Annotated in this window: 21 protein-coding genes; 10 read left to right on the top strand and 11 right to left on the bottom strand. The window is 33.8% G+C overall.

The features are described 5' to 3' along the window. The first annotated feature begins 614 nt into the window (after positions 1–614). From QE431_RS14125 to QE431_RS14155, 7 genes are all read left to right on the top strand, one after another. The gene (locus QE431_RS14125) at positions 615–2,123 is read left to right on the top strand and encodes an ATP-binding protein (protein WP_134140274.1); all 1,509 of its coding nucleotides are present in this window, start codon (positions 615–617) and stop codon (positions 2,121–2,123) included. A gap of 233 nt (positions 2,124–2,356) precedes the next feature. After that, positions 2,357–3,046, top strand: a complete 690-nt coding sequence (locus QE431_RS14130; RefSeq protein ID WP_057116341.1) for a VIT family protein — start codon at positions 2,357–2,359, stop codon at positions 3,044–3,046. A gap of 109 nt (positions 3,047–3,155) precedes the next feature. Further along, a complete protein-coding gene (locus QE431_RS14135; protein ID WP_307297007.1) occupies positions 3,156–3,593 on the top strand; it encodes a DUF255 domain-containing protein in 438 nt (145 codons plus the stop codon). A 40-nt stretch (positions 3,594–3,633) separates the two neighbouring features. After that, positions 3,634–4,527: an FAD:protein FMN transferase gene (locus QE431_RS14140; RefSeq protein WP_307297009.1), complete on the top strand. Its 894-nt coding sequence runs from the start codon at positions 3,634–3,636 to the stop codon at positions 4,525–4,527. Then, positions 4,524–4,757 carry a DUF4266 domain-containing protein gene (locus QE431_RS14145; protein WP_057116344.1) on the top strand — a complete coding sequence of 78 codons (234 nt, stop codon included), beginning with the start codon at positions 4,524–4,526 and terminating at the stop codon, positions 4,755–4,757. Before QE431_RS14140 ends, QE431_RS14145 begins: the two co-directional genes overlap by 4 nt. Positions 4,758–4,775: 18 nt before the next feature. Continuing rightward, positions 4,776–5,960, top strand: coding sequence for a DUF3570 domain-containing protein (locus tag QE431_RS14150; protein WP_307297013.1), 1,185 nt, complete (start codon positions 4,776–4,778; stop codon positions 5,958–5,960). A gap of 88 nt (positions 5,961–6,048) precedes the next feature. Next, positions 6,049–6,510 (top strand): hypothetical protein, encoded by a 462-nt coding sequence (locus QE431_RS14155; RefSeq protein WP_307297016.1) that lies wholly within the window; start codon positions 6,049–6,051, stop codon positions 6,508–6,510. A gap of 125 nt (positions 6,511–6,635) precedes the next feature. On the opposite strand, the gene QE431_RS14160 is transcribed toward QE431_RS14155, so the two are convergent. Further along, positions 6,636–6,953 (bottom strand): hypothetical protein, encoded by a 318-nt coding sequence (locus QE431_RS14160; protein WP_134140270.1) that lies wholly within the window; start codon positions 6,951–6,953, stop codon positions 6,636–6,638. A 74-nt stretch (positions 6,954–7,027) separates the two neighbouring features. Further along, entirely contained in the window at positions 7,028–7,501 is a 474-nt protein-coding gene (gene yiaA / locus QE431_RS14165; RefSeq protein WP_134140269.1) for an inner membrane protein YiaA, read from the bottom strand. Between the two features lie 126 nt (positions 7,502–7,627). Between yiaA and QE431_RS14170 the strand changes: the two genes are divergently transcribed. After that, positions 7,628–9,136 (top strand): tetratricopeptide repeat protein, encoded by a 1,509-nt coding sequence (locus QE431_RS14170; RefSeq protein ID WP_307297019.1) that lies wholly within the window; start codon positions 7,628–7,630, stop codon positions 9,134–9,136. A gap of 121 nt (positions 9,137–9,257) precedes the next feature. Here the strand turns inward: QE431_RS14170 and QE431_RS14175 are convergent, their stop codons facing one another. The 6 genes from QE431_RS14175 to QE431_RS14200 form a co-directional block, all read right to left on the bottom strand. Then, positions 9,258–9,551: a hypothetical protein gene (locus tag QE431_RS14175; RefSeq protein WP_057116350.1), complete on the bottom strand. Its 294-nt coding sequence runs from the start codon at positions 9,549–9,551 to the stop codon at positions 9,258–9,260. Between the two features lie 117 nt (positions 9,552–9,668). Then, positions 9,669–11,855, bottom strand: coding sequence for a hypothetical protein (locus QE431_RS14180; RefSeq protein ID WP_307297021.1), 2,187 nt, complete (start codon positions 11,853–11,855; stop codon positions 9,669–9,671). 58 nt (positions 11,856–11,913) lie between these two features. Then, positions 11,914–12,570, bottom strand: a complete 657-nt coding sequence (locus QE431_RS14185; protein ID WP_307297023.1) for a DUF6766 family protein — start codon at positions 12,568–12,570, stop codon at positions 11,914–11,916. Continuing rightward, on the bottom strand, positions 12,567–12,728 hold the full coding sequence (locus QE431_RS14190; RefSeq protein WP_307297025.1) for a hypothetical protein: 162 nt from the start codon (positions 12,726–12,728) through the stop codon (positions 12,567–12,569). The genes QE431_RS14185 and QE431_RS14190 overlap by 4 nt, the downstream gene beginning before the upstream one ends. Positions 12,729–12,781: 53 nt before the next feature. After that, on the bottom strand, positions 12,782–12,952 hold the full coding sequence (locus tag QE431_RS14195) for a hypothetical protein (protein WP_166669287.1): 171 nt from the start codon (positions 12,950–12,952) through the stop codon (positions 12,782–12,784). Between the two features lie 295 nt (positions 12,953–13,247). Continuing rightward, positions 13,248–14,417, bottom strand: a complete 1,170-nt coding sequence (locus tag QE431_RS14200) for a zinc-dependent alcohol dehydrogenase (RefSeq protein ID WP_134140265.1) — start codon at positions 14,415–14,417, stop codon at positions 13,248–13,250. A 211-nt stretch (positions 14,418–14,628) separates the two neighbouring features. Here QE431_RS14200 and QE431_RS14205 point away from each other — a divergent pair, with 211 nt between their 5' ends. Next, positions 14,629–16,209 (top strand): FAD-dependent oxidoreductase, encoded by a 1,581-nt coding sequence (locus tag QE431_RS14205; RefSeq protein ID WP_307297028.1) that lies wholly within the window; start codon positions 14,629–14,631, stop codon positions 16,207–16,209. A gap of 75 nt (positions 16,210–16,284) precedes the next feature. Here QE431_RS14205 and QE431_RS14210 read toward each other — a convergent pair whose 3' ends face one another. Next, complete coding sequence (locus QE431_RS14210; RefSeq protein WP_307297030.1) at positions 16,285–16,935, bottom strand: ferritin-like domain-containing protein; 651 nt, start codon at positions 16,933–16,935, stop codon at positions 16,285–16,287. Between the two features lie 271 nt (positions 16,936–17,206). Here QE431_RS14210 and QE431_RS14215 point away from each other — a divergent pair, with 271 nt between their 5' ends. After that, entirely contained in the window at positions 17,207–17,632 is a 426-nt protein-coding gene (locus tag QE431_RS14215; RefSeq protein WP_057116356.1) for a response regulator, read from the top strand. Positions 17,633–17,688: 56 nt separating this feature from the next. On the opposite strand, the gene QE431_RS14220 is transcribed toward QE431_RS14215, so the two are convergent. Beyond that, positions 17,689–18,069 carry a response regulator gene (locus QE431_RS14220; protein WP_057116357.1) on the bottom strand — a complete coding sequence of 127 codons (381 nt, stop codon included), beginning with the start codon at positions 18,067–18,069 and terminating at the stop codon, positions 17,689–17,691. Positions 18,070–18,133: 64 nt separating this feature from the next. Further along, positions 18,134–22,171, bottom strand: a complete 4,038-nt coding sequence (locus QE431_RS14225) for a PAS domain S-box protein (RefSeq protein WP_307297033.1) — start codon at positions 22,169–22,171, stop codon at positions 18,134–18,136. Positions 22,172–22,575: the final 404 nt, after the last annotated feature.

Genomic DNA, 22,575 nt, shown 5'->3' on the forward strand with positions numbered 1-22,575 from the left:
AAAACATAGACATATTTTACAGTTTGTTTATTTAAAAATGGTATTGTTGAAAATACATATTAAAGGAATTGTTTATTCATTCTCTGATTGCCGAAGAAAAGGTTTAAATCTTAGAGACTAAAAAATGATACTATTAGTTTTTTGTGTAAAAACATTTTTTGACCTTTTAAAAATTCCTGAAAAGTTTTTTGACAAAATCGATGCAAAACTTAGAATTTAAAATATGATTGATTTAAAAAGTAAAGTTCTGTCGAAAAATCAATTACATTTACTTTAATCTACTTTACAAAACCAAATTTAAAAATGAGATATTAAGTATTAAAATTTCAAATCATTTACTCTTAATTTTCCAATTTCTAAATAATTGATCTATTTAATTGTTAAATATTTTATTTTGTTTAATTATTTTAAAACAAGATTAAACAAAATAAAATTGTTTATTTAATTTAGATTTCAATAATAAGCTTTCCTTGTAATAACACAAAACCCCAAATTAAAAAGATACTTTGGAGTTAATATTAGCCACAAATTATGAAACACTTTAGCTTATTAGTGTAACAAAAATGTTTAATAAAAAATTAGATTTGTCAAACAAAAACCTAAAATAAATTGCTATGTATCAAAATGTGAGGATCTTAAAAGATATAGTTGACCATACACCATTGCCTATCGCAGTTTATACAGGTGATAATCTAAAAATTGAGCTTGCCAATACTGCTATGATTCAACTTTGGGGGAAAGGCAATAATGTAATAGGCAAAAATTATCTTGACATTCTTCCTGAGATTAAAAAAGATTCTTTTTTTGATGAGGCCCTTAATGTACTTAAAACTGGAATTCCCTTTCATGCTCAAGACAAAAAGGTAGATCTAATTAGTAATGGCGTCACAAATTCATATTATTTCAATTATAGTTTCATTCCTCTTATTGATGAACAAGGAAAAATTTATGGAGTAATGAATACTGGGGCAGATGTAACTGATTTACATATGGCTACGCAACAGGTTCAGAGTGCAGAAGAAAGGCTTAGAATTGCAATAGAGTCATCTGGAATGGGAACTTATGAAATAGACCTCGTAACCAAAAAAATCAAAACTTGTGGGAATTTCAATTCTATATGCGCTATTGAATCAGAAATATCCACTGAAGAATTAGTCGCAAAACTTCATCCAGACGATTTAGCAGCTCGTGAAAAAGCACATAAAGAAGCTGAAAGCACAGGGAAAATATGTTATGAAGCTCGAATTGTAAATAATGATAAATCCATACGATGGACAAAAATTAATGGCAAGATTATTAAAGATGAAAATGGAATTCCAATCACTATAATTGGAATTATTCAGGATATTAGTGAGCAGAGGCAATTTGAAGAAGAATTAAAAAAACAGGTTGCTTACAGCACCGAAGAACTAAGGAGATCAAATGATGATCTACTTCATTTTGCAAATGTAGTAAGTCACGATCTAAGAGAACCTGTAAGAAAAATTAAAATTTTTAATACTCTTTTAAAAAATGAAAAAGAAATTAATTTTAATGAGAGCAGTAAAAAATATCTCCATAAAATAGACCAGTCTACACTTAGAATGAACAATATAATAGAAGGTATTCTCAGCTACTCTACTATTGATAAAACCAAGCAGTCTATTGAAAAAATTAATCTCAATGAAGTTATTGATGGTATAAAAACAGACCTAGAACTGATTATAAAAGAGAAAGGCGCAATATTGAGTTCTTGTGACCTGCCCGAAATAGAAGGAGCGCCTATTCTTATTACACAGCTTTTTTATAACCTTATACAAAATGCATTAAAATTCTCAAAAGCAGATGAGCCGCCAAGAGTTATTATTACATGTGCAAATACAACTTTAAATGGTGAAGATGCTGTACAAATTGTCGTTAAAGATAATGGCATCGGACTCGACTCTGTTTTCGCTGAAAGGATTTTTAATGCTTTTGAAAGATTAAATTCTAAAGACGAATATGAAGGAAATGGACTCGGGCTTTCGCTTTGCAGAAAAATAGCAAAAAGACATCATGGTACAATTACAGCCACCGGAGAAAAAGATAATGGAGCCGAATTTACAGTAACGCTTCCTTTAAAACAAACAACACAAAGTATATAATATTGAATAAATATTTTTGATTACGGTAATTAAGATCAAAAATTATAATGGCTAAAATTTAGAATCATTCTATTTGTACTAATCACATAATAGAAGACATTTTCAGTTAATTTTATTTGGATATAAAAGTGAAATAAATGATATAGACAAAAGCCTGCCCAGAATGAAACATAATTATAAAATAGGGAATTTCTTAAAACTTATTTCGACTGGACAAATAATTTACATGAACTATGAATACTGAAAATCATTATATCAATAGAAGCGGCTGGTTAAGGGCAGCTGTCCTAGGTGCAAACGACGGAATCTTATCTACTACAAGTTTAGCAATTGGTGTAGCTGCAGCGAGTGTAACAAGAGAACCTATTTTACTGGCTGCAACGGCTGGTTTAGTAGCTGGTGCCCTTTCTATGGCAGCAGGCGAATATGTATCTGTAAGTTCCCAGGCTGATGTTGAATCTGCTGATCTTAAAAGAGAAAAAGCAGAGTTGGAAAATATGCCAGAACTTGAACTTGAAGAACTGACACATATTTACATTCAAAGGGGACTAAATAAAGAATTAGCAAAACAGGTCGCTCATGAACTAACCGCTCATAATGCTCTTGAAACTCACGCAAGAGATGAACTAGGAATAAATGAAATTACGCAGGCCAATCCATTAATGGCGGCATTTGCATCGGCTGTTTCATTTATTATTGGAGGTATTTTACCGCTTGTAGTAGCTATCCTCGCTCCTATTAAACAAATGGTATTTTATCAATATGGTTTTTCAATACTTTTTTTGGCACTATCTGGAATACTAGCTGCAAAGGCAGGCGGATCAAATATTTTAAAAGCAGTAATGCGTATCTGTATCTGGGGTACTTTTGCAATGGCAGCATCTGCGCTAGTTGGCTATATTTTTGGAGTTCAGACCGCTTAAAAAGTTAGGATTTCAATGTAATATAAATTTAATCAAATCTTAAGCGATAAAAAAAAATAAGATCCCTTCTAATTCGTTATTTCGTATATACCTAAAAACAAACTGAATAATGAAGCTTATCGCAATGTTTCTCCTATTAACATTTATGTCTCCTGTAAATTGGGAACCTGACTTTAATAATGCAAAAAAAATTGCAAAAGAAAAGCACGAATTAATTCTTTTGAACTTCTCTGGTTCAGACTGGTGTGGACCCTGCATCGTAACGCGCAAAGAATATTTTGAAAGTCAGGTGTTCACAGATATGGCAAATGAAAATTTAGTACTGGTTAATGCTGATTTTCCAAGAAAAAAGAAAAACATCGGAACAGCCGAACAAGTCCAGCGTAATGAAGGGTTAGCTGAAATATATAATAAAGAAGGCAGTTTCCCTTTAACACTTCTTCTAGATGCTGATGGCAAAGTAATCAAAACCTGGCACGGAAAACCTGAAACCTCACCTGAACAATGGACTGCCGAAATAAAAGCGATCTGTGAAAGCCGAAAATAACATATTCAAAAAGCAAAAATATTCACAATCCCTAAAACTCATGGGAAACAACTTTACCATTACAGTTGTAGCTGAAAATGAGAAAAAAGGAAATGAGAATATTAATCTTGCTATTGAAGAAATCAGGCGGATTGAAAAGCTGCTGACTACTTATAGCACAGATAGCCAGACCAATCTGATTAATGATAATGCAGGAATTCAGCCTGTAAAAGTAGATCTGGAAGTCTTTAATCTTATCGAAAGATCCATTGGAATTTCGAAAATCACACAAGGTGCATTTGATATCTCTTACGGAAGTATCGACAAAAGTCTTTGGAATTTTGACAAAACAATGACCACACTTCCTGATGCACTGACAGCAAAAAAAATGGTGCACCTTATTGATTACAGAAATATCATGCTGGACAAAGAAAACTCAACTGTATTTCTAAAAGAAAAAGGAATGCGGATTGGTTTTGGAGGTATTGGAAAAGGTTATGCCGCTGAAATGGCCAAACAGATCCTTTTAAAACAAAATGTTCAAAGCGGCATTATAAATGCCAGTGGAGATCTATCTGCGTGGGGATTACAGCCTGATGGAAAAAAATGGACAATTGGCGTAGCAAACCCTGACTCTCCAAATGGTGCTTTTTCGTACATGGAAATATCCAATAAAGCAGTAGCAACCTCTGGCAACTATGAAAAATTCGTAACCATTAATGGAAAAAAATATTCGCATACCATTGACCCAAAAACAGGGCTGCCAATAACCGGAATAAAAAGTGTTACCATTATCGCTTCTAATGCAGAATTTGCAGATGCAATGGCAACTCCAATATCAGTTATGGGAATTAAGGCAGGCTTATTTTTAATAGATCAGATCCCTGATTTATATTGTATTATTATCGATGACAGCAATAAAATTTACACATCAAAAAACATTAACCTGAAATGAAAAAGCCAAAGCAAAAAAAACTGGTACTGTTCTGCAGTATTGCTTTTACAGCTATTCTGTTCACCTCTTGTACTTCGGTAAAAGAATACCAGAAGGGAAAAATCAACGATTCTGAAATGGTGCTTTCTAATCGGAAAATCGAAAAGACAGAACTAAGTTTTCAATCCTACCGTGAAGGAGCTTCCGGAGCAAATTCAGGAAAAAGCGGTGGCGGCTGCGGGTGTAACTAATTTTGATACGATAAAAAAATGAAAAGAATATTCATAACAGGGTTTGCTTTGTTGGCATTATTTCAGACAAAAGCACAAAATGTTCCTACTGATTCTATTAGTTATAAAAGCAAAAAATTAAAGCTGGAAGAAGTAAATCTGGTTTCCAGTTATTATAAACAGGATGGAGATAATTCTGCCGTTACTGGAGGTATTGGTTCTGAGCACCTTACAGATATAGCAAATACTATTGATGTAAAATTAGTAAAATACGGAGAAACTGGAATTAAGCACACTTTTGATATCGAAGCTGGTATAGATCACTATACCTCAGCATCATCAGATATGATTGATTTGAGTGCCAATTCATCTGCATCATCTTCAGACAACCGCTTCTATCCTTCGTTGACTTATTTGAGAGAGAATGAAGAAAAAGGAAGAACATTGGGAATTGGAGTTTCATCATCAACGGAGTTTGACTACCAGTCCTTTGGAGGAAACATCAGCTTCTCACAAAAAACAAAAGACAGAAACGGAGAATTTACAGCTAAATTTCAAACCTTTATAGATCAGTTAAAATTAATTGAACCAGTCGAGCTCCGCCCTCCAGGCCAGGAAGGCTATGGCAGCGCCAACCGTAATACTTTTGCAGGAACTTTAAGCTACTCGCAGGTTGTAAACAAGAACCTGCAGGTAATGCTTGTAGGAGATGTAATCAGCCAAAATGGATACTTAAGCCTTCCTTTTCATAGAGTTTATTTTACAGATGGCTCGGTGCATCAGGAAAAAATGCCGGATACCAGATTCAAAATTCCATTGGGAATCAGAGCCAGTTATTTCTTGGGAGACAATATAATTATTCGTGCTTATTACAGATATTATACTGACGATTGGAGCTTAAAAGCGCATACCGCCGATATTGAAATTCCTGTGAAATTAACCCAGGCTTTTTCAGTCAGTCCTTTTTATAGATATTATACACAAACAGGAACTAAATATTTTAAACCATACGGAGAACATACTGCAGCTGATGAATATTACACCAGCAATTATGATTTATCTAAGTTTAACAGTAGTTTCTTTGGAATGGGCATGAAATTTACGCCTCTAAACGGAATTTTTGGACTTAAACATTGGAATACATTAGAACTCCGTTATGGGCATTATACCAGAACTACTAATATGACTTCGGATATTATTAGCATTAACATAAAATACAAATAAAAGATAATCAACCACTTAAAAAATAAAATAAATTTAGGCACGCTTCTTGTTTATTCTAAATACAGTAATGAATTAAAAAAATGAAATTATGAAAACTTTAAAATATTTATTGATTGGAATCGTATTCTTTTCTTTTAGTCAATCTCAAGCACAAGTATCTGTAAATGTAAATATAGGAACTCCTCCTGCATGGGGTCCGGTGGGCTACACAGATGTTCGCTATTATTACCTTCCAGATCTTGAGACTTATTATGATGTAAGCACGTCAAATTATGTGTACTTAAACAACGGAAGATGGGTCAGAACAAGAGCGTTGCCTGCTGCCTATAGAAATTATGATCTTTACAATGAGTACAAAGTAGTTTTGACAGATTATAGAGGAGACCGTCCTTATGACAATTTTAAAACCCATAAGGTAAAATATGCAAAAGGTTATAAAGGAAAACCTCAAAAAACAATTGGTCCAAAACCTGGTAAAGGGAATAATGGACATCACAATAGTGGGAACCATAATGGAAATGGCAAGGGCAAAGGAAATGGGAAACATTAATGCAAAAGAGGCTTTGGGGAGCCTCTTTTTTATATAAAATATCTAGAATATTTATTAGCAACCAAGGAAAAAACACTTCATTGTGAAGTGTTTTTTTTTGTATAATATGTAAAATTGTAAATCTTTTACATCAAAGAAAAAACATTCCATCCACAGAGTACTAAAGAAATTATCATCAAAATTTTGGATGTCTTTTTTAGATAAGCAGCCTTTTTAGCTTTTGAAAAGATAATCGCCGTTATTGCTAATGAAAATATTTCAATAACTGTTAAAAGAAAAGCATCTTGAATACATTCGGGAAACACACTAAGATAAGCTGTCTTGCAATCTTCAAACTCAGTGTAGATTTTGCTTATATATATCCACCAAATTTTATCTAGAACATTAATGGCAAGCAATAATACTCCCATACTATAAATAATCGTTTTGTATCTAGATTTCATAATCATACGAATTAAGCTTTAGAAAACCTCAAAACTGCACATTGCTGTGACAGTAATGAGGCTCCGCTAAAATATTATACAATAGTAGATTCAAATTGTTTAAGGTCTCGGGTATTTTTTTGCACAGCAAGGGCCGAGAACAATCCTAATACGAATGACATTCCGAAGAAACCTTTTTCACTCAATAGTAAATTAGCATTCCACAAACCAATTATAAGTAAGACTATAGAGGCAATAGTACTAAACCAGCTTATACTGTAATATAAGTCGGTTACTGGTATTCCTTCCAGCTTGTCACGCACACTTTTTTGTACTGATATTACAGAAAAAAGACCAAAGAGAAGAATTGTAAAATAATAGCCTTTTTCGTTATAAGCCATTTCCGAATTGTAAAGACCAATACAATAAGAGGTCATACCAATAATTAATGTCATCCAAGATGCTCCCACAAAGGCAGCGCTCGGTTTTAACGGATTAAATCCATTGTTTGATTTTGCATTTTTTGATTCTGAATTGTTGTTTGATTCATTTGATTTTAGCGGTTCCATAATTTTATGTTTTATAATTATGAGACAAATTTCAGGATGAAGCAGGAGTTATCAAAATCAATTTCCATATAAAACTGACGATATAAAATACATTTTATTATTTTTACCTCAATAAAAATCTTATTTATGAATGCACTCCAAGAAATATCAAACATAATGAATGAGAATGATAAAAAGGCATTCATACAGTATTTATCAAGAAAAAACAAGCGAAAAGACGCAGGTAATATAGCTTTATTTAATTCTTTAAAAACTGACGATATAAAACTTAAAAAAAAGAATTTATTAGATACAAAAAGTACAGATGCGTATCATGCCCTTAGAAAAAGACTTTATGACACCATGATTGACTTCATGGCTAATCGAAGTTTTGAAAATGATACTTCAAAAGAAAATGCAATACTTCGTCTTATTGTTGTGAGCCGCCTATTTTTTGAACATAAACTCGAAAAAACGGCTTTCAAATGTTTGGCAAAGGCTGAAGAAATTGCAGTCAACTTGGAACATTTTAGTCTGCTTAATGAAATATATCTGACTCAGATACAGTTTGCCCACTTCGATCTGTCACAGCCAATTGAAAAAATAATACAGAATTTCAAAGCAAATAAAAAACAGCTCGAATACGAAGAACAGCTTAATTTGGGCTATGCTGTTTTGCGACGCGAACTGGCTGCTATTTATCATGAAAGCCGGATTGTAGACTTCCAGGCGCTTATAAAAAACACTATTGAAACATACGGAATTTCTTTAAAACAAGGATTAACTTTTAAATCTCTTTACCAGATCTTATTCATTGCCAATGAGTATGCTTCTATAAACAACAATTTCTCGCTTATACAGCCATTTGTTCTTAAGAGCTATCGCTTCATTAGTAAAAAAGCAGATTTGACAAATAAGCATTTGTACTATCATATCTACATATTATATTTTATAGCGAACTTCTATTTTAGAAATGGTCAATTTAAAGAATCTTTAAGCTATTTGAATTCGTTGTTTACACAACTGAATAATCAGTCTGGTAAGTATTATCAGCGTTTTTGCCTGAGATATTTTTTACTGCTTTCTTTCAATGAAAATTATCTTGGAAATTTTCAAAAAGCGATAGAGACTGCCGAGAAGTCTTTAACTTTAAATAAAAAGACAGATCCTAATGACAGTAACGATATTCGTTTGATGCTGATCGTTTTTTATATACAGCAAAATTCAGGACGTAATGCCGTAAAAGAAATGGCAAAACTAAACCATACCGACAGCTGGTACGAAAAAAAAATGGGAATGGACTGGACAATCAAAAAGTGTCTTGTAGAAATCTTGCTTCATGTACAGGAAGAAAATACAGAACTGGCAATATCGCGTATAAAAAGTTTTAAACGTCGTTACAAAAAATATCTTTTAACGGTAAATGAAGATCGAGTTATGCAGTATCTCTTTTTTGTAGAACAATATGTACTGAAACCAGAAATTATAAAAACTGAAAAATTTCAAAAAACAATTGAAGATTTTATCATTATATCTCAAAACGGACCTAAGGATATTTTGATCATGAGCTTTTTGGCATGGCTGCTCGCAAAAGTACGACAGAACCCTATTTATGAGACAACTTTAAATCTTTTAACTACCTATTTTCCTGCCTGAATTTCGATAAAGAAATCGTAATTTTGATTCTCTAGAATTTGATCAATTTTTTTTTATTAAAAAAACAAACCTGCAGCAAGCAACTGCTGCAGGTTCAACATTAAGTAATCAACCAGGGCAGTTATTTACTGCCTTTACTATTAGATGTTGAGTCTGTTTTTACACTAGTACTTCCTTTTTGCGTTGTTCCGTCAGATCCAGAACCTGTAGAACCTTCACCAACGGCACCGGTTGTTCCATTTGTACTAGTATTTGTGGTGTCAGAATTTGGTCCGACAGTATCAATAGTTGTTTCTGTTGAATCAGCACTATTGGTGTAAGTATTATCTTCAGCAGCATTTTCATTCTTTTTACATGAAGAAATGACCGCTGCAAACAAGAAGATTAATATCGAGGTTTTGAATATAGTTTTCATAATTTTTATTTTTTAGTTATTATTCAAAGTTATTTCTCCACACTCTTTTATTGTTACATTATCGATCTCTAGATTTTATATATTTCATACATCTATCTGAAAATCAAACAACAACCACTACAAAAATATTTTTACAGAAGAATCTCCATTTATTTTGTACTCTGCTAAAGTTTTGGACTTAGATTCAGGTTCGATTTTTTTCTTATTTTGGAAAACTTCAAAATCGATTTTGCTTTTCTCATTTAGTAGAATTTTAAAATTGCATTCGAAATCCGCATTTCCTAAAACTTTAAATGTTATTGTTTTTTTTACTTTTTTAAAATTTACAATTGGATAATCTGTAAAAATTAAAAAGTCTTCATTTCTTACTTGATGATATTGTCTTGTCATGACTCCAAAACCCACGCCAGCTCCATAAACTTCCTGCCCTACCTGTCCGCTTTTTTCCCATCCATTATAAAGATCTTCGAGCGGAATCCAAAATGTTTTGCCTATTTCGCCTGTTTTAGCTTCGTCTGAAACCATCTCAGGAGGAAGTTTGGTTGGATAATAATAAGGAAATCTGCTGATAGCGTATTTTAAGAATTCTGGAATAAGAATTTTTAATGCGGGTTCAAGATCTATCGATTCGGCCTGTATTAAATATTCTGATAGCGCTGCATATACTTCCATTTCTTCGTATGCGGCAGTATAAGGTGCTTCGTTAAGAGGAAAAACAGAAAAGTAATTTGGGTAGTTTTTCCCAAATCCGTATTGGCAATCCCATATCTGCATATTTTTGAAAAGACAAGCCAGACAAGCGTAACTTAAATCCAGGTATTCTTTTTTGTTCGTAATTTTATATAATTCTAAAAGTGCTCCAGCAGAAAAAGCGGTATTATTGGCTTGATAAAAAATACTAAATCCACAGCCTATGAGTTTCTTAACTGCTTTTTCAGCTTCATTTAGATAACGTTTCTCCTTTGTCAAGCGATACAGCAGCAGCATTAAATGTGCATATGATCCCGGCACATCCTTTTCACCTCCCTCTCCAGGAGCAGTTTCCTTTTTAACAACTTCAAGAGTATCCATTTTATAAAATACCGGCCACTTATAATCAAAATGATGCGCAACCTTAATGGCAAATTCAATAGATTTTAAAACGAGATCTTCTGCTTTTTTTTCGCCATTCAAAGCGAGTCTTGTCAAATTCATGAGAGGATGATGCAGGTACCAGGAATCCATTACCATTTCCTTCTTTTGTTCTTCTGACTTATCAAGTTCTTCAATAAGTTCTGGAAGCCATCTGTTGATTGTCTTTATTTTAGGATCGTAAAACGAATCTATTCCTTCGAGCAAATCATTATAAACTGGATGTTTTTCTCCGTACCAGAGGGTTAATTCATTAAGAGGCATTAATACGGCGAGCTGAACCATAACTTCTGCCGGAGTATCGTAATCGCATAAATAAGCATTTAAAAAAGAGTTTCCTTTTGTCTGAGTCCATGATCCTTTATTATGATACAACTCGTCCAGACAATTTTGGGTAATTTCAGGCCAGTTGTGATAAATGATTTCAGGATGTGGTAAAACGCAATAAACATCTGCCAAATTTCTAATAAACTCTTGTGTTTCTTGTATTTCATTTTCAATTGTATCTTCAGAAAATAAAACATAGGCATCTGATATTACATAGGCTTTATCTGAAGGCAAAGGTTTTTCTTCTGTTATTGGTAATTGAAAACCAATTTCAGGCCAGCTTCCGCCAACAGTATTTTCTAATGATGTTTCTGTTGCCTCACAATATTCGCTTATAGAGCCCAAATCTTGAAAGTAAAAAAAAGAACCTCCTTTTGGTTTGGTCATACTTGCAAAAAGTAGTCCAGACCTTGAACCTATTTGATTGGTATGGATGGTTCCATTTGTATTGGCAACATTTCCACTTTGGGTTACAGGAATTATATCTCTTGGCCAAAATGGAATCATAAAAGGCTGATTAGCTTTAAATGTAGTTTTATAATGAAGTAAAGCTTTATCAGAATTCGGAAAAGAAATAGCTGTGCTGTAAGTGCCCAGTTTTGTTTCTAAATTAATTATGAGTATTTCCTCGTCATCAAATAGATTTGTGACTTCAAAACAACTATTCATAGCAAATGCGGCACGAAAGGCCATCTTTACCTGATTTGGCCAAATCACCAAAATCCATAATGAATCGCCTGTATTATAAACTTGGAAAAAATAGTTATGAAATTCCTTTTCCCATATTAAAACGCTGTTTTCTAAATCGGCCTGCACTGTGGCTGCCCATGGTGAAATTGTATGCATACATCATTTGTTTAAGATAGCATTAATGGTAAATTTTGAAATTTTGTTTAAACAAATATTACTCGCCAGTTTCTGCGTGAGGTGCATCTACAGGTTTTGATTGTGATGAACCTATCTGTCTCAAATAAATAGAAAGTACTATAATTGCAAATACTGATAAAAATTCGCTCTGCCAATTTTGAAATGATTCAAACCAAAATCTTGAATCGGTAATATATTTTGATGCTGTTTCTGGGGGCATTCCTTTGAAAGAGAGCTGTTCATTTTCGTCTTTTAAACTTCCATAAAAATGTGCAACGAATGAAAGCGCAAATAATAAAAACAACATAATACTAAGTGAATGCTTGTAAAGAGCCAAAATAAATCCTCCTTTTTTAACGGGCCAAGGAGCGTCTTTTTTATTGGGAGAAGGTTCACGGTCAACCTCTTCTTCTTTATCAAAATCTTTAGATTCTGAAGATCCTTTTTGCTGTAAAAAAATGGTTAATACAACAAGAAGCGCCATTTGCAAAAATTCACTTTCCCAATTTTCAAAAGTAGACTCTACAAAATGTCCTGTTGAGAAATAAGATAATATAGTAATTGGAGTCACTCCGTTTTCGATAAGATCTTTATTATATTCTTTAAAACCAAAAAGAATCTGCCCGGCAAACGAAGCAAAAAATAATAATAAGAAACAAATTGAAAGTCCGTTGTTGCGTATAAAAGTTTTCATAATATGTCCATTTCAGAAAACATTACTGATATACCGCCAGCACTTGGCAATTCATAAAACAGTTTTTGTATTGTAGTTATTTTTTTGTGACCAAATAAACTTTCGATATCCTTTTCTTGATAATCATAGAAAGTGTTCTTATTATATGTTGAATTCATTTTCATAATTTTAGGTGTATTATATTAAACCATAATCCCTCTATCTTCTGCATTTATTCATCTGCTGGTAAAAGCTGAGATTCCATAAATTTTCCTGTAACAATAGTTCCTTGTTCATCTTCCCATTGGGTAATGACATTTTCTATCAAATCTGGTTCAAAATCTATAATTTTCATTACTTGATTACCAAATTCCTGCTGTACTTTTTGACCTTTCTTAAACATAATCTTAATCCTTATTGTTATACAAAATCTTCTCTTTTCATTATTTAATAAATAAATCACAATATAAAAATTCATTTATTTTTCTCAATGTTAAAATTACTTATACTGGCTTTCAGTATTTTACAACATTATAGAGCTTTATTATATTATTAAATGATTTATTGAATATCAAGTCTTCTAAAATCCCTAAATAAATAGCACTGCTTTAAAAAAAGAAAAGGAAAGCTCTAAATAGTTTTAAAGTTTTCCCTTTCTTTTACTTCAATAATAAATTACTGCGTGATATAGAGTTGAATTACTTCCAAGGATCTAAAACTACTTTCACACATCCGTCTTCACGTTTTTTAAAAATGTCGTAAGCATGCGAAATCTCAGATAATGGCAGTCTGTGTGTAATAATATCATCAAGCTGTACTTTTCCCTGAACCACATATTCTAGTAATTTATCAATATGTTTATGTGCAGGAGCTTGTCCGCCTTTTAGGATAATTCCTTTGTCAAAGAATTGTCCCAACGGAAAATTATCGTAATTAACAGGATAAACGCCCAGTACAGCAACTATTCCGCTTCTTCTTACAGCACTCATACAAGCTTCTAGTACTTTTATGGAACCTTTTTCAAAATTAATAGTTGCTTTAATTCGGTCACCTAGATTTCGATCAGGTTCAAAACCTACGGCATCAATACAAACATCTGCACCGCGGCCGTTTGTTAAAGAACGAATATGTTCTACAACATCTTTTGGTCCATCTTCCCATAAAATAGTAGTGCAACCCGTTGTAGCTTTTGCTTTATCAAGTCTGTATTGAAGAGTATCTACAACAATAACCTGCGCTGCTCCTCTTAACCAGGCACTTTTTGCAGCCATTAAACCAACTGGTCCCGAACCAAAAATAGCTACTGTTTCTCCTCCTTTAACTTCTCCCCAATCTACTCCTGTATATCCAGTTGGGAAAATATCTGTTAGAAAAAGAACCTGCTCATCTGTTAAATTATCAGGAACAACTCTTGGTCCATAATTCGCATAAGGAACTCTTACGTATTGAGCCTGACCTCCGTCATAACCTCCGTAAAGATCTGTATATCCAAAAAGTGCACCTCCTTTTTCTGTGGCTATGCCTCCTTCAGGTCCATAATGTTCAGGATTGCTATGTTCACAATTTCCTGGAACATCGTGATTACAGAAAAAACAATTTCCGCATGCAATAGGAAAAGGAACTACAACCCTATCGCCCCTTTTAACATGAGTTACTTCAGAACCAACTTCTTCTACTATCCCCATAAATTCATGTCCGAGAACCATAGGTCTGGGCTGAGGAAATCCTCCTGAATAAATATGAAGATCAGATCCGCAAATTGCTGTCGAAGTAACTTTAAGAATGATATCGTCTTTGGCATTTAATTTTGGGTCATCGACTGTATCGTATTTTATGGATCCAGGTCCATGGATAACTGCTGCTTTCATAATATTTATTTTTACATTAATAGAACGCTAAGTAACTCTTATTTAAACCATTAATATTATATTTTAATTCCATTTTCTTACATAAAAATTGACTGGTAATGATGTAAACTAATCATTTTAAGCTATAATATTTTGGGGTGTTGATTTTATAAATTTGAGAGAGATTTGAAAAATCTGATTCAAATCCAATAATCCTTAAAACAATTTTATTATGTCACAAACAGATGATAAATGGAATGATGGCAGCATTTCGTCAGGAAGCAATGTATCGTATTGGATTGATTCTACTTCTATTCTTGCTTTTCAAAATCCTGACCAAGATATTACAACAGAAGTCCTTATTATTGGCGGCGGAATTGCTGGTCTGACTACAGCTTATAAATTATTAAAAGCAGGTAAAAAAGTGGTTTTAGTAGACGATGGTGTGATAGGAAGCGGAGAAACCGGCCGCACTACAGCACATTTGTCCTGCGCCTTAGATGATCGATATTATTATTTAGAAGATACTTTTGGCAAAGATGGAGCAAAACTAGCCGCCGAAAGCCACAGTGCTGCAATTGATGAAATAGAAAATATAGTGCAGACTTTAAATATCGATTGTTCCTTCAAAAGAGTAAACGGTTATTTGTTTCTGCATCCTTCGGATAAAATAGAAAATCTAGAAAAGGAATTCAACGCCACACAAAACGCTGGAATAGACACCGCTTTTTTAAAAGAAACCCCAACAATAAACGGCGGGGAATCTATGCCATGTATTGTTTTTAATAATCAGGCACAATTTCACGTTTTACAATACCTTAAAGGAGTTGCTGATGCTGTTATTGCTCTTGGCGGAACTATTTATACAGAAGCAAGAGCCGAAAAAATTACTAAAGATGGTGCAGAAGTAAATGGGTATAATTTTTCTGCAGAACATATTGTTGTGGCTACTAATTCGCCTATTAACGATACTTTTACGATGCACACCAAACAAGCGGCCTACAGAAGTTATGTTATTGCGGGCAAAGTTCCCAAAGGCAAACTGCCAAATTCACTATGGTGGGATACTGGCGATTTAAATTCGAAATGGGTTTCGCAACCTTATCATTATGTTCGTTTGGAAAATTTTGATGACGAATATGACTTGCTGATTTCTGGTGGAGAAGATCATAAAACTGGGCAGGTTGATGAAGAAGGAATTTCGGAATTTGAACGATATGAAAGACTGGAAAGCTGGACACGAAATTATTTCCCTGTACTTGAAGATATTGCCTACAGATGGTCTGGCCAGATAATGGAACCTGTAGATGGTTTAGGTTATATGGGGAAAAATCCTGGAGATGATAATATTTATATTATAACTGGTGATTCTGGCAACGGAATGACTCATGCCACAATTGGCGCAATGATTATCAGTGATGCAATACTTGGAATAAAAAACAAATGGGAAGAATTATACAGTCCATCCAGAATTTCACTCAAATCTATTGGAGATTTTGCTAAAGAAACTGCGAATATGGCTTCACAATATCTGGATTGGGTAAAAGCTTCTGATTTAAAAAATACTGCGGATTTAAATGCTGGTGAAGGAGGTGTTCTTTCGTCTGGTTTGAAAAAAATTGCCGTATATCGTGATTATGATAATACGCTGCATGCTTTCTCGGCTGTTTGTCCGCATTTAGGCTGCATCGTGCAATGGAATACTAACGAAAAATCTTTTGACTGTCCGTGTCATGGTTCTCGATTTGCATCAGATGGAACGGTAATGAATGGTCCTGCAAAAACTGATTTGAGTCCAATACACGTCAAATAATTTCATAAAAATATAAAATAAAAAAACCTCCATCCTTATTTCAGATGGAGGTTTTTTCATAACTAAGCGTTTCTATTATTTATCATCGCCTTCTGTGGCGTCAAAATTAATAGTATTATAAGCCGCTTCTGTTAAGGTAGTATCAGCTTCTTTTTCTTCGTTTAAAGTTTGAACCAAAAGTGATACTGCTTCATCTTCACCTAGTGTTTTAGCAAACGCTGCAAGTGTTCCGTATGTTGCAATTTCATAATGTTCAATTTTTTGAGATGCTGCAATAATTCCGGCATCACGAACTGCTCCTTGCTCTGTCTCTTCCATAATTCCTTCACCTTCTTTGATCAAGCCTTCCATTGCATCGCATTTTTTTGCAACAGCTTTTTCTCCAACAGATGCAAAAACTTCTTCTAAGCGGGTAACTTGTCCTTCAGTAACTTTTAAATGCTCATTAATTGCATCAATAAGATTTTGAGAGGTTGCATTTTTAGCCATTTTTGGTAATGCTTTAGTCAACGCTTTTTCTGCCCAATAAATATCTTTTAAAGAGTCAACAAATAAGTCTCTTAATCCTTCTGCTGCTGATGATTTAGCTTTTACAGTTCCTTTTGGTGCAGCTGTTTTAGATGCACTTGTCTTAGATGCACTTGTCTTAGACGCACTTGTTTTAGATGGGTTTGTTTTAGATGCAGCTGGCTTTTTTGCAACTGTCTTTGTATTTGAATCTTTCATGATAATAATTTTTAAAATTAGTTTATCAAATGTAGGGAGCATTCAAACAGTTAGCTTATACAATTCTAATTCAATATTATAACATTCAAATATTTGAATATCAACCAGTAGAAAATTGAAAAAAATATAATGAATTCTTAGCTACTATTAAATTAGGTTGTATAAAATTGGGAAATCAAATACTAAAACTATAGTTTAATTTCTTGCAAAATATAAAAGTTCGTTTTTTATAATACACTACTTTTTCCAATAATTGTGGTATATTTACACCATGAGAAGAAATGGAGAAATCATTATAATAGAAGACGACGAAGATGACAGAAATTTTCTTAAAGATATCTTTGATAGTCTGGGCTACCCGAACAAAATTGTATTCATTGAAGACCCTACACTTGCAATTCCTTATTTGTTAAAACCTCAGACAAATCCTTTTCTTATTCTTTCGGACATTAATATGCCGAAAATTGATGGATTCGAACTTCGCAGCCAGATTCTTGCTCATGACGGAATAAGTCAAAAATGTGTGCCTTATATTTTTCTTTCTACTTCAAAAAATCCTGAAAATGTAACTAAAGCTTACAATTATAATGTGCAGGGTTATTTTACGAAAGAAGAAAATTTCCCAACATACAAGTTAATGATTCAAAATATCATGGAATATTGGCGTACAAGTTTAACTCCTTCATCGTCTCATTAATTAGATCAAAAACTTTGGTGTAATCTACTGAATCTTAAGATAAAGAAATAGTTAGATTATTGTAGAACAGATTTGAGCATACTAATGAGTTCATCATAACTATTGGGCTTACTCATATAGTGTATAATTTCTTTTTTTTGCAATAAGTCCTGAACAAATTCTTGGGAAGGCGTTGAAATCAAGATTACAGGTATGTCTTTCAGTTTCTCATGACTTTTTATTTTCTGCAGAAACTCTTTACCATTTAAAAGTGGCATATTGTAATCTAGAAATATCAAATCAGGAAGCTTTTCGGCGCTTTCTAATTTATTGAATGCATTAACGGGGTTACTTTCGACGCGAAAAACTATTTCTGTGTCGATACTATAGACCGCTTCCATGAATATTTCAGCGTCATCTATATCATCATCAATGAGTAGAATTTCTTTGTATAACATAATTTTATTCTTTTTTTTTTTTGCGTGCTATTATCCCAATATACGGATTATTCTTTAATCAGGTTTAAATACTATTTCTATCTTTTGGGAAATCTGGCAGGAAAATATGGAATGTGCATCCTTCTCCTAATTGAGATTCTGCAAATAAAACTCCTTGATGATTCATAACAATTCTTCTGCACAAAGCAAGACCAATACCGCTTCCTGGAAAAATATTCTGTCCATGCAGACGTTTGAAAATTTCAAAAATTTTATTTTTATAATCTTCCTTAAAGCCAATTCCGTTATCGGTAAATGAAATATGATGATACTGCCCTAATATTAGCGGAGAATCTGTAAACTGCGCTACATACTCTCGAGAAACTAGAGTCGAACTAACTTTAATCTGTGGTATAACCTCTGGATTAGTAAATTTTAAAGAATTACTCATTAGATTATAAAACAGCTGATTCATTTGTAAACCTACAGCCTGAACCACTGGCAGTTTTCCCATTTCAATCACTGCTTTTTTCTCTTCAATGGCCAGCTCAAAATCAGTCCAAATATTTTCTATTACCTTATTTAAATCTACAGGCTGTAAACTTTTCTCAGGTTGTATTAATCGAGAAAAACTCAGAAGATCTGAAATCAACTGACTCATACGCGCTGCTGAAAAAGCAATTTTTTCAACTAAAGTTTTCGGATTTCTTCCTGAATTTTCTTCCTGCAGCAAACCTGCAAAAATTCGAATTTTTCGTAAAGGTTCTTGAAGGTCGTGACTGGCTACATACGCAAATTGTGCTAGTTCTTCGTTAGAATGTTTCAAGGCATAGTTGGTCTGCTCCAAATCTAAATTAGAAGCCTGCAGCTCTTGTAAAACAGTTTCAAGTTCTCTGGTTCTAAGTGCTACTTCAATCTCCAGTTCCAATTGCAGTTCACGCTGAATCGTAATGTCTTGTGCTGTCCCGCTAATTGTTAGTGGTTTGCCCTCTATATCAAAATACGTTTGCCCAACAGCATGAATTACCTTTTCCTTTCCGCTTTCTCCATGAATAATGCGGTATTCAGCTTCGTACTTTCCGCTAGATCCTGCTTGTTGTGCGGCAAAGAATGCCTCTGTTACCCGTTTATGATCTGAAGGCTTGATAAGCGCTTGTATATCTTGAGATGATACATGAGTACCATTAAGTCCAAACATTTCGGCATGGCGTTCAGAAACGGTGCTCATTCTTGTATTGACATCCATTGACCATGTACCTAACTGTGCTAGTTCTACAGCAGATCGAAGTGCTTCCTCAGCTTGTTCAATTTTCTTAATTGCATTGATCTCTGTTGTAACATCAGAACTTACATACAGTACCGCATATACTTCACCCTTACTATCCATCAAAGGCGTAAGACTTATATTGTGATACTGCGGTGTTTCTTCTGTAGTATGGATATCTGCTACTCCATTGGCAGCCAAATGTTCTCCACTGCGATAAACCTCTTGTACGGCTTTTATAAATTCAGGAGAACTTCCTTCCAAGACTGTAATTAAAGATTGTTGCTCTATTGAATCTCCTTTATTTATTTTCTTTATAAAGGGTTCATTTGCATTCTCAATAATTAAATCTTCGCCTACAAATAAACTTATAGATACAGGTGCAGCTGCTAATACCGAACGAAGTTTAGATTCGCTTTCTCGAAGTGCAATCTCCGTTAATTTACTCTGTGTGATATCAGTAGCATGAACAATTAAGCCAATTACTATTCCTTCGTTATTTTTATGCGGCGTATATACAATACTAAGCCATCTGGTAACTCCCATTCTCGAAGGAGCAAACATTTCATATTTCTCCTGCTCACCTCCGTAAGCGACCTCAAGATGCGGAAGTGTTTTTGCATAGGCAGCTTCTCCTAAAAACTCCCGTACACTTTTACCAATGGCTTCATGTTCATTTACAGAGAACCACTCCATAAATACACTGTTATAAGTTTGATAACGCTGTTCTTCGTCCAGATAAAAAATCATGGCCGGAACAGTATCTCTTAATAACTGCAGATGGGCTTCACTATCTTCCATTGCTTTTTGTGCCATAACCTGTGCCGTGACATCAATAGCAATATCTAAAATTGCATAAATCTCTCCTGCCTTGTTACGCAGTGGTGTATAAGAAATATTATAATAATTATCATTAAGGACTCCATTCTGGTTTATTTTGACCAGCGAAGCAGGTGAAATAAAAGGAACTCCCGTAGTAAAAATATCATCGAGTATTTTAAGGTACGCTTGGCCTTCAGTTATCAATTCTGGCATAGCCTCTCGCAACGGAAGTCCTTTAATATCTGGTCCTTTACCTACTATATCAATAAAAGTCTGGTTAGGATATTCTATAATAAGATCCCTGCCAACAAATAGACCTATACCAGCGGGAGCGGCAGCAATCAGGGTTTTTAATTTGGTTTCGCTCTCCTCTACTTCACGGCGGCTTAGGACCTGTTGCGTTACGTCGGTAGCTACTACTAATAAAACTGTTGCATCTCCAAGCGCATTGTGGTTAAGCTGATAAGTTAAGTCAACATACACATCTTCGAGCCTGCCTTTGCGGAGCAATTCTACTTCTACTTCTTTGGCAATATAGGCATTACCTGTTTGGATCACTTGCCTTAGAAGGTCGTCAAATCCCTGACCTTTTAGTTCTGGAAGTGCCTCCAAAAGTGGTTTCCCAATAATTTCATGAGGCTGGCGCCCTACCAATTCACAATAAAATTTGTTAGCATTTTGAAAAATCAAATCTTCTTCTATACTAATAGTAGCAATACCTACAGGTGACTGTTCGAACATTGTTACCAACTCATCCTGACGTGCTATTATTTCCTGCTGGGCCCTAAATGATGAGGTAACATCAGAAGCCATAACGAGAATGGCATAAACAGTATTTTTCTCATCACACAAAGGTGTAAGGGAGTAATCGAAATACTGTTCTATATTCAATTTTTCATTTCGAATTCTGATTCCAGAAATTTTATATTCTTCTCCCGTTACATAAACTTCATTGAGCTTTCTATATAAATCCTCGTAATCTTTACCTGAAAAGACTTCTTTTATCTTCTTACCGATAATAGCAATGTCTTTTGACCAGTATTCCATCATTGCATCGTTGACCAATTCAATATAAAATTCACTGCCACGAAATAAAGCAGTGCCAACAGGAGCTTTTTCAATAAGTGCACGAAAACGAAGTTCACTGACCTGCAATTGTTTTTCTTTTTCTTTTTCGGCAGTTATATCTATAGCAATTGCTGTAATATATTTTTCTCCCGCTGTATCTTTGACTAAAGAAATACTATTGTTAACCCAAATGACAGAACCATCTTTACAGATGTAGCGTTTGGTAATTAGAAAATCCTTTCCATTTGCAATACAATCTTTTAAAAGGATCATATTGTTTTCTAAATCATCAGGATGAGTTAGTTCTCCCAGATTCATTTTTAATATTTCCTCTCTGCTGTAACCCAGCATTTGACAGTAGCGGTCATTCACTTCTATTACCCGCCCTTCAATATTGGCTTGTGCAATTCCTGCATTGGACTGCATTAAAACGCTGTTGAGCTGTGATCGAACAGATCCAGATTCTATAAGATCGGGAATAATTGCTGAATTTTCTGTACAGGTGACAAAAACACCTTCAATTGTATTATTGGAATTGAAAATAGTACTATATCCCAGAGTCAGGTACACGCGTTGTGAAACGTTATTTCTATTGAGAACTGTTACAATATTAGATTCAGATCTAGAAATACCATCATCTATCATATTATAAATAGCATCAGACACACTTTTCCATTCCAGCCGTAAAGTTTCTTTTAATGATTTTCCTAAAGCATGCGGATGCTTTTCTGTACCAGAAAGAAAGGGGCGAAAAGAATCATTATAAAAAAAAATCTTGTCTTTTCCCCATACAACAAACATAGGAATACTCGAACCAAACATAATACTCAAAGCAGTACGAAGACTATTCGGCCAAGATTCTGTTTCTCCCAAAGAGGTATTACTCCATTTCATTTCCCTTACTAGGGTTCCTAATTCTCCTCCATTTTTTAGAAATGAATTTTCGAATTCTTTTTTACTTAACTGCACCTGCGAAATATTTTGTTTTAAGTGGAAAGATAAAGCAATTTTAATGAATGACCAATTTTTTAGAAGTCCAGTATCGAAAAATCATTAACTAAATTAACTGTAATTACTTGAGCAATTACGTTCAATAATATAAAATAATAGATCATTTAGTTTATAAGTCATTGCCTATCTGTAAAAATTAACTTTAGTAAAAATTCTAAAAAATTAATCTTGTTCTGATGCAAAAAAAATACCTGATTCGTTGATGGTCATTTTTTATTTATCTGACCTACTGGTAATTGTAGAACTATATATTGTAATATTATAAATACGTGACATTAGGATAATTTACATTTGATAAAAGAAAAATTACAACTTTTAACTAGCTAGAGATCTGACAAGTAAGGGTTATAATTTTTCAAAAT

Source organism: Flavobacterium sp. SORGH_AS_0622 (genome assembly GCF_030818825.1).
In the GTDB taxonomy this organism is placed as follows: Bacteria; Bacteroidota; Bacteroidia; order Flavobacteriales; family Flavobacteriaceae; genus Flavobacterium.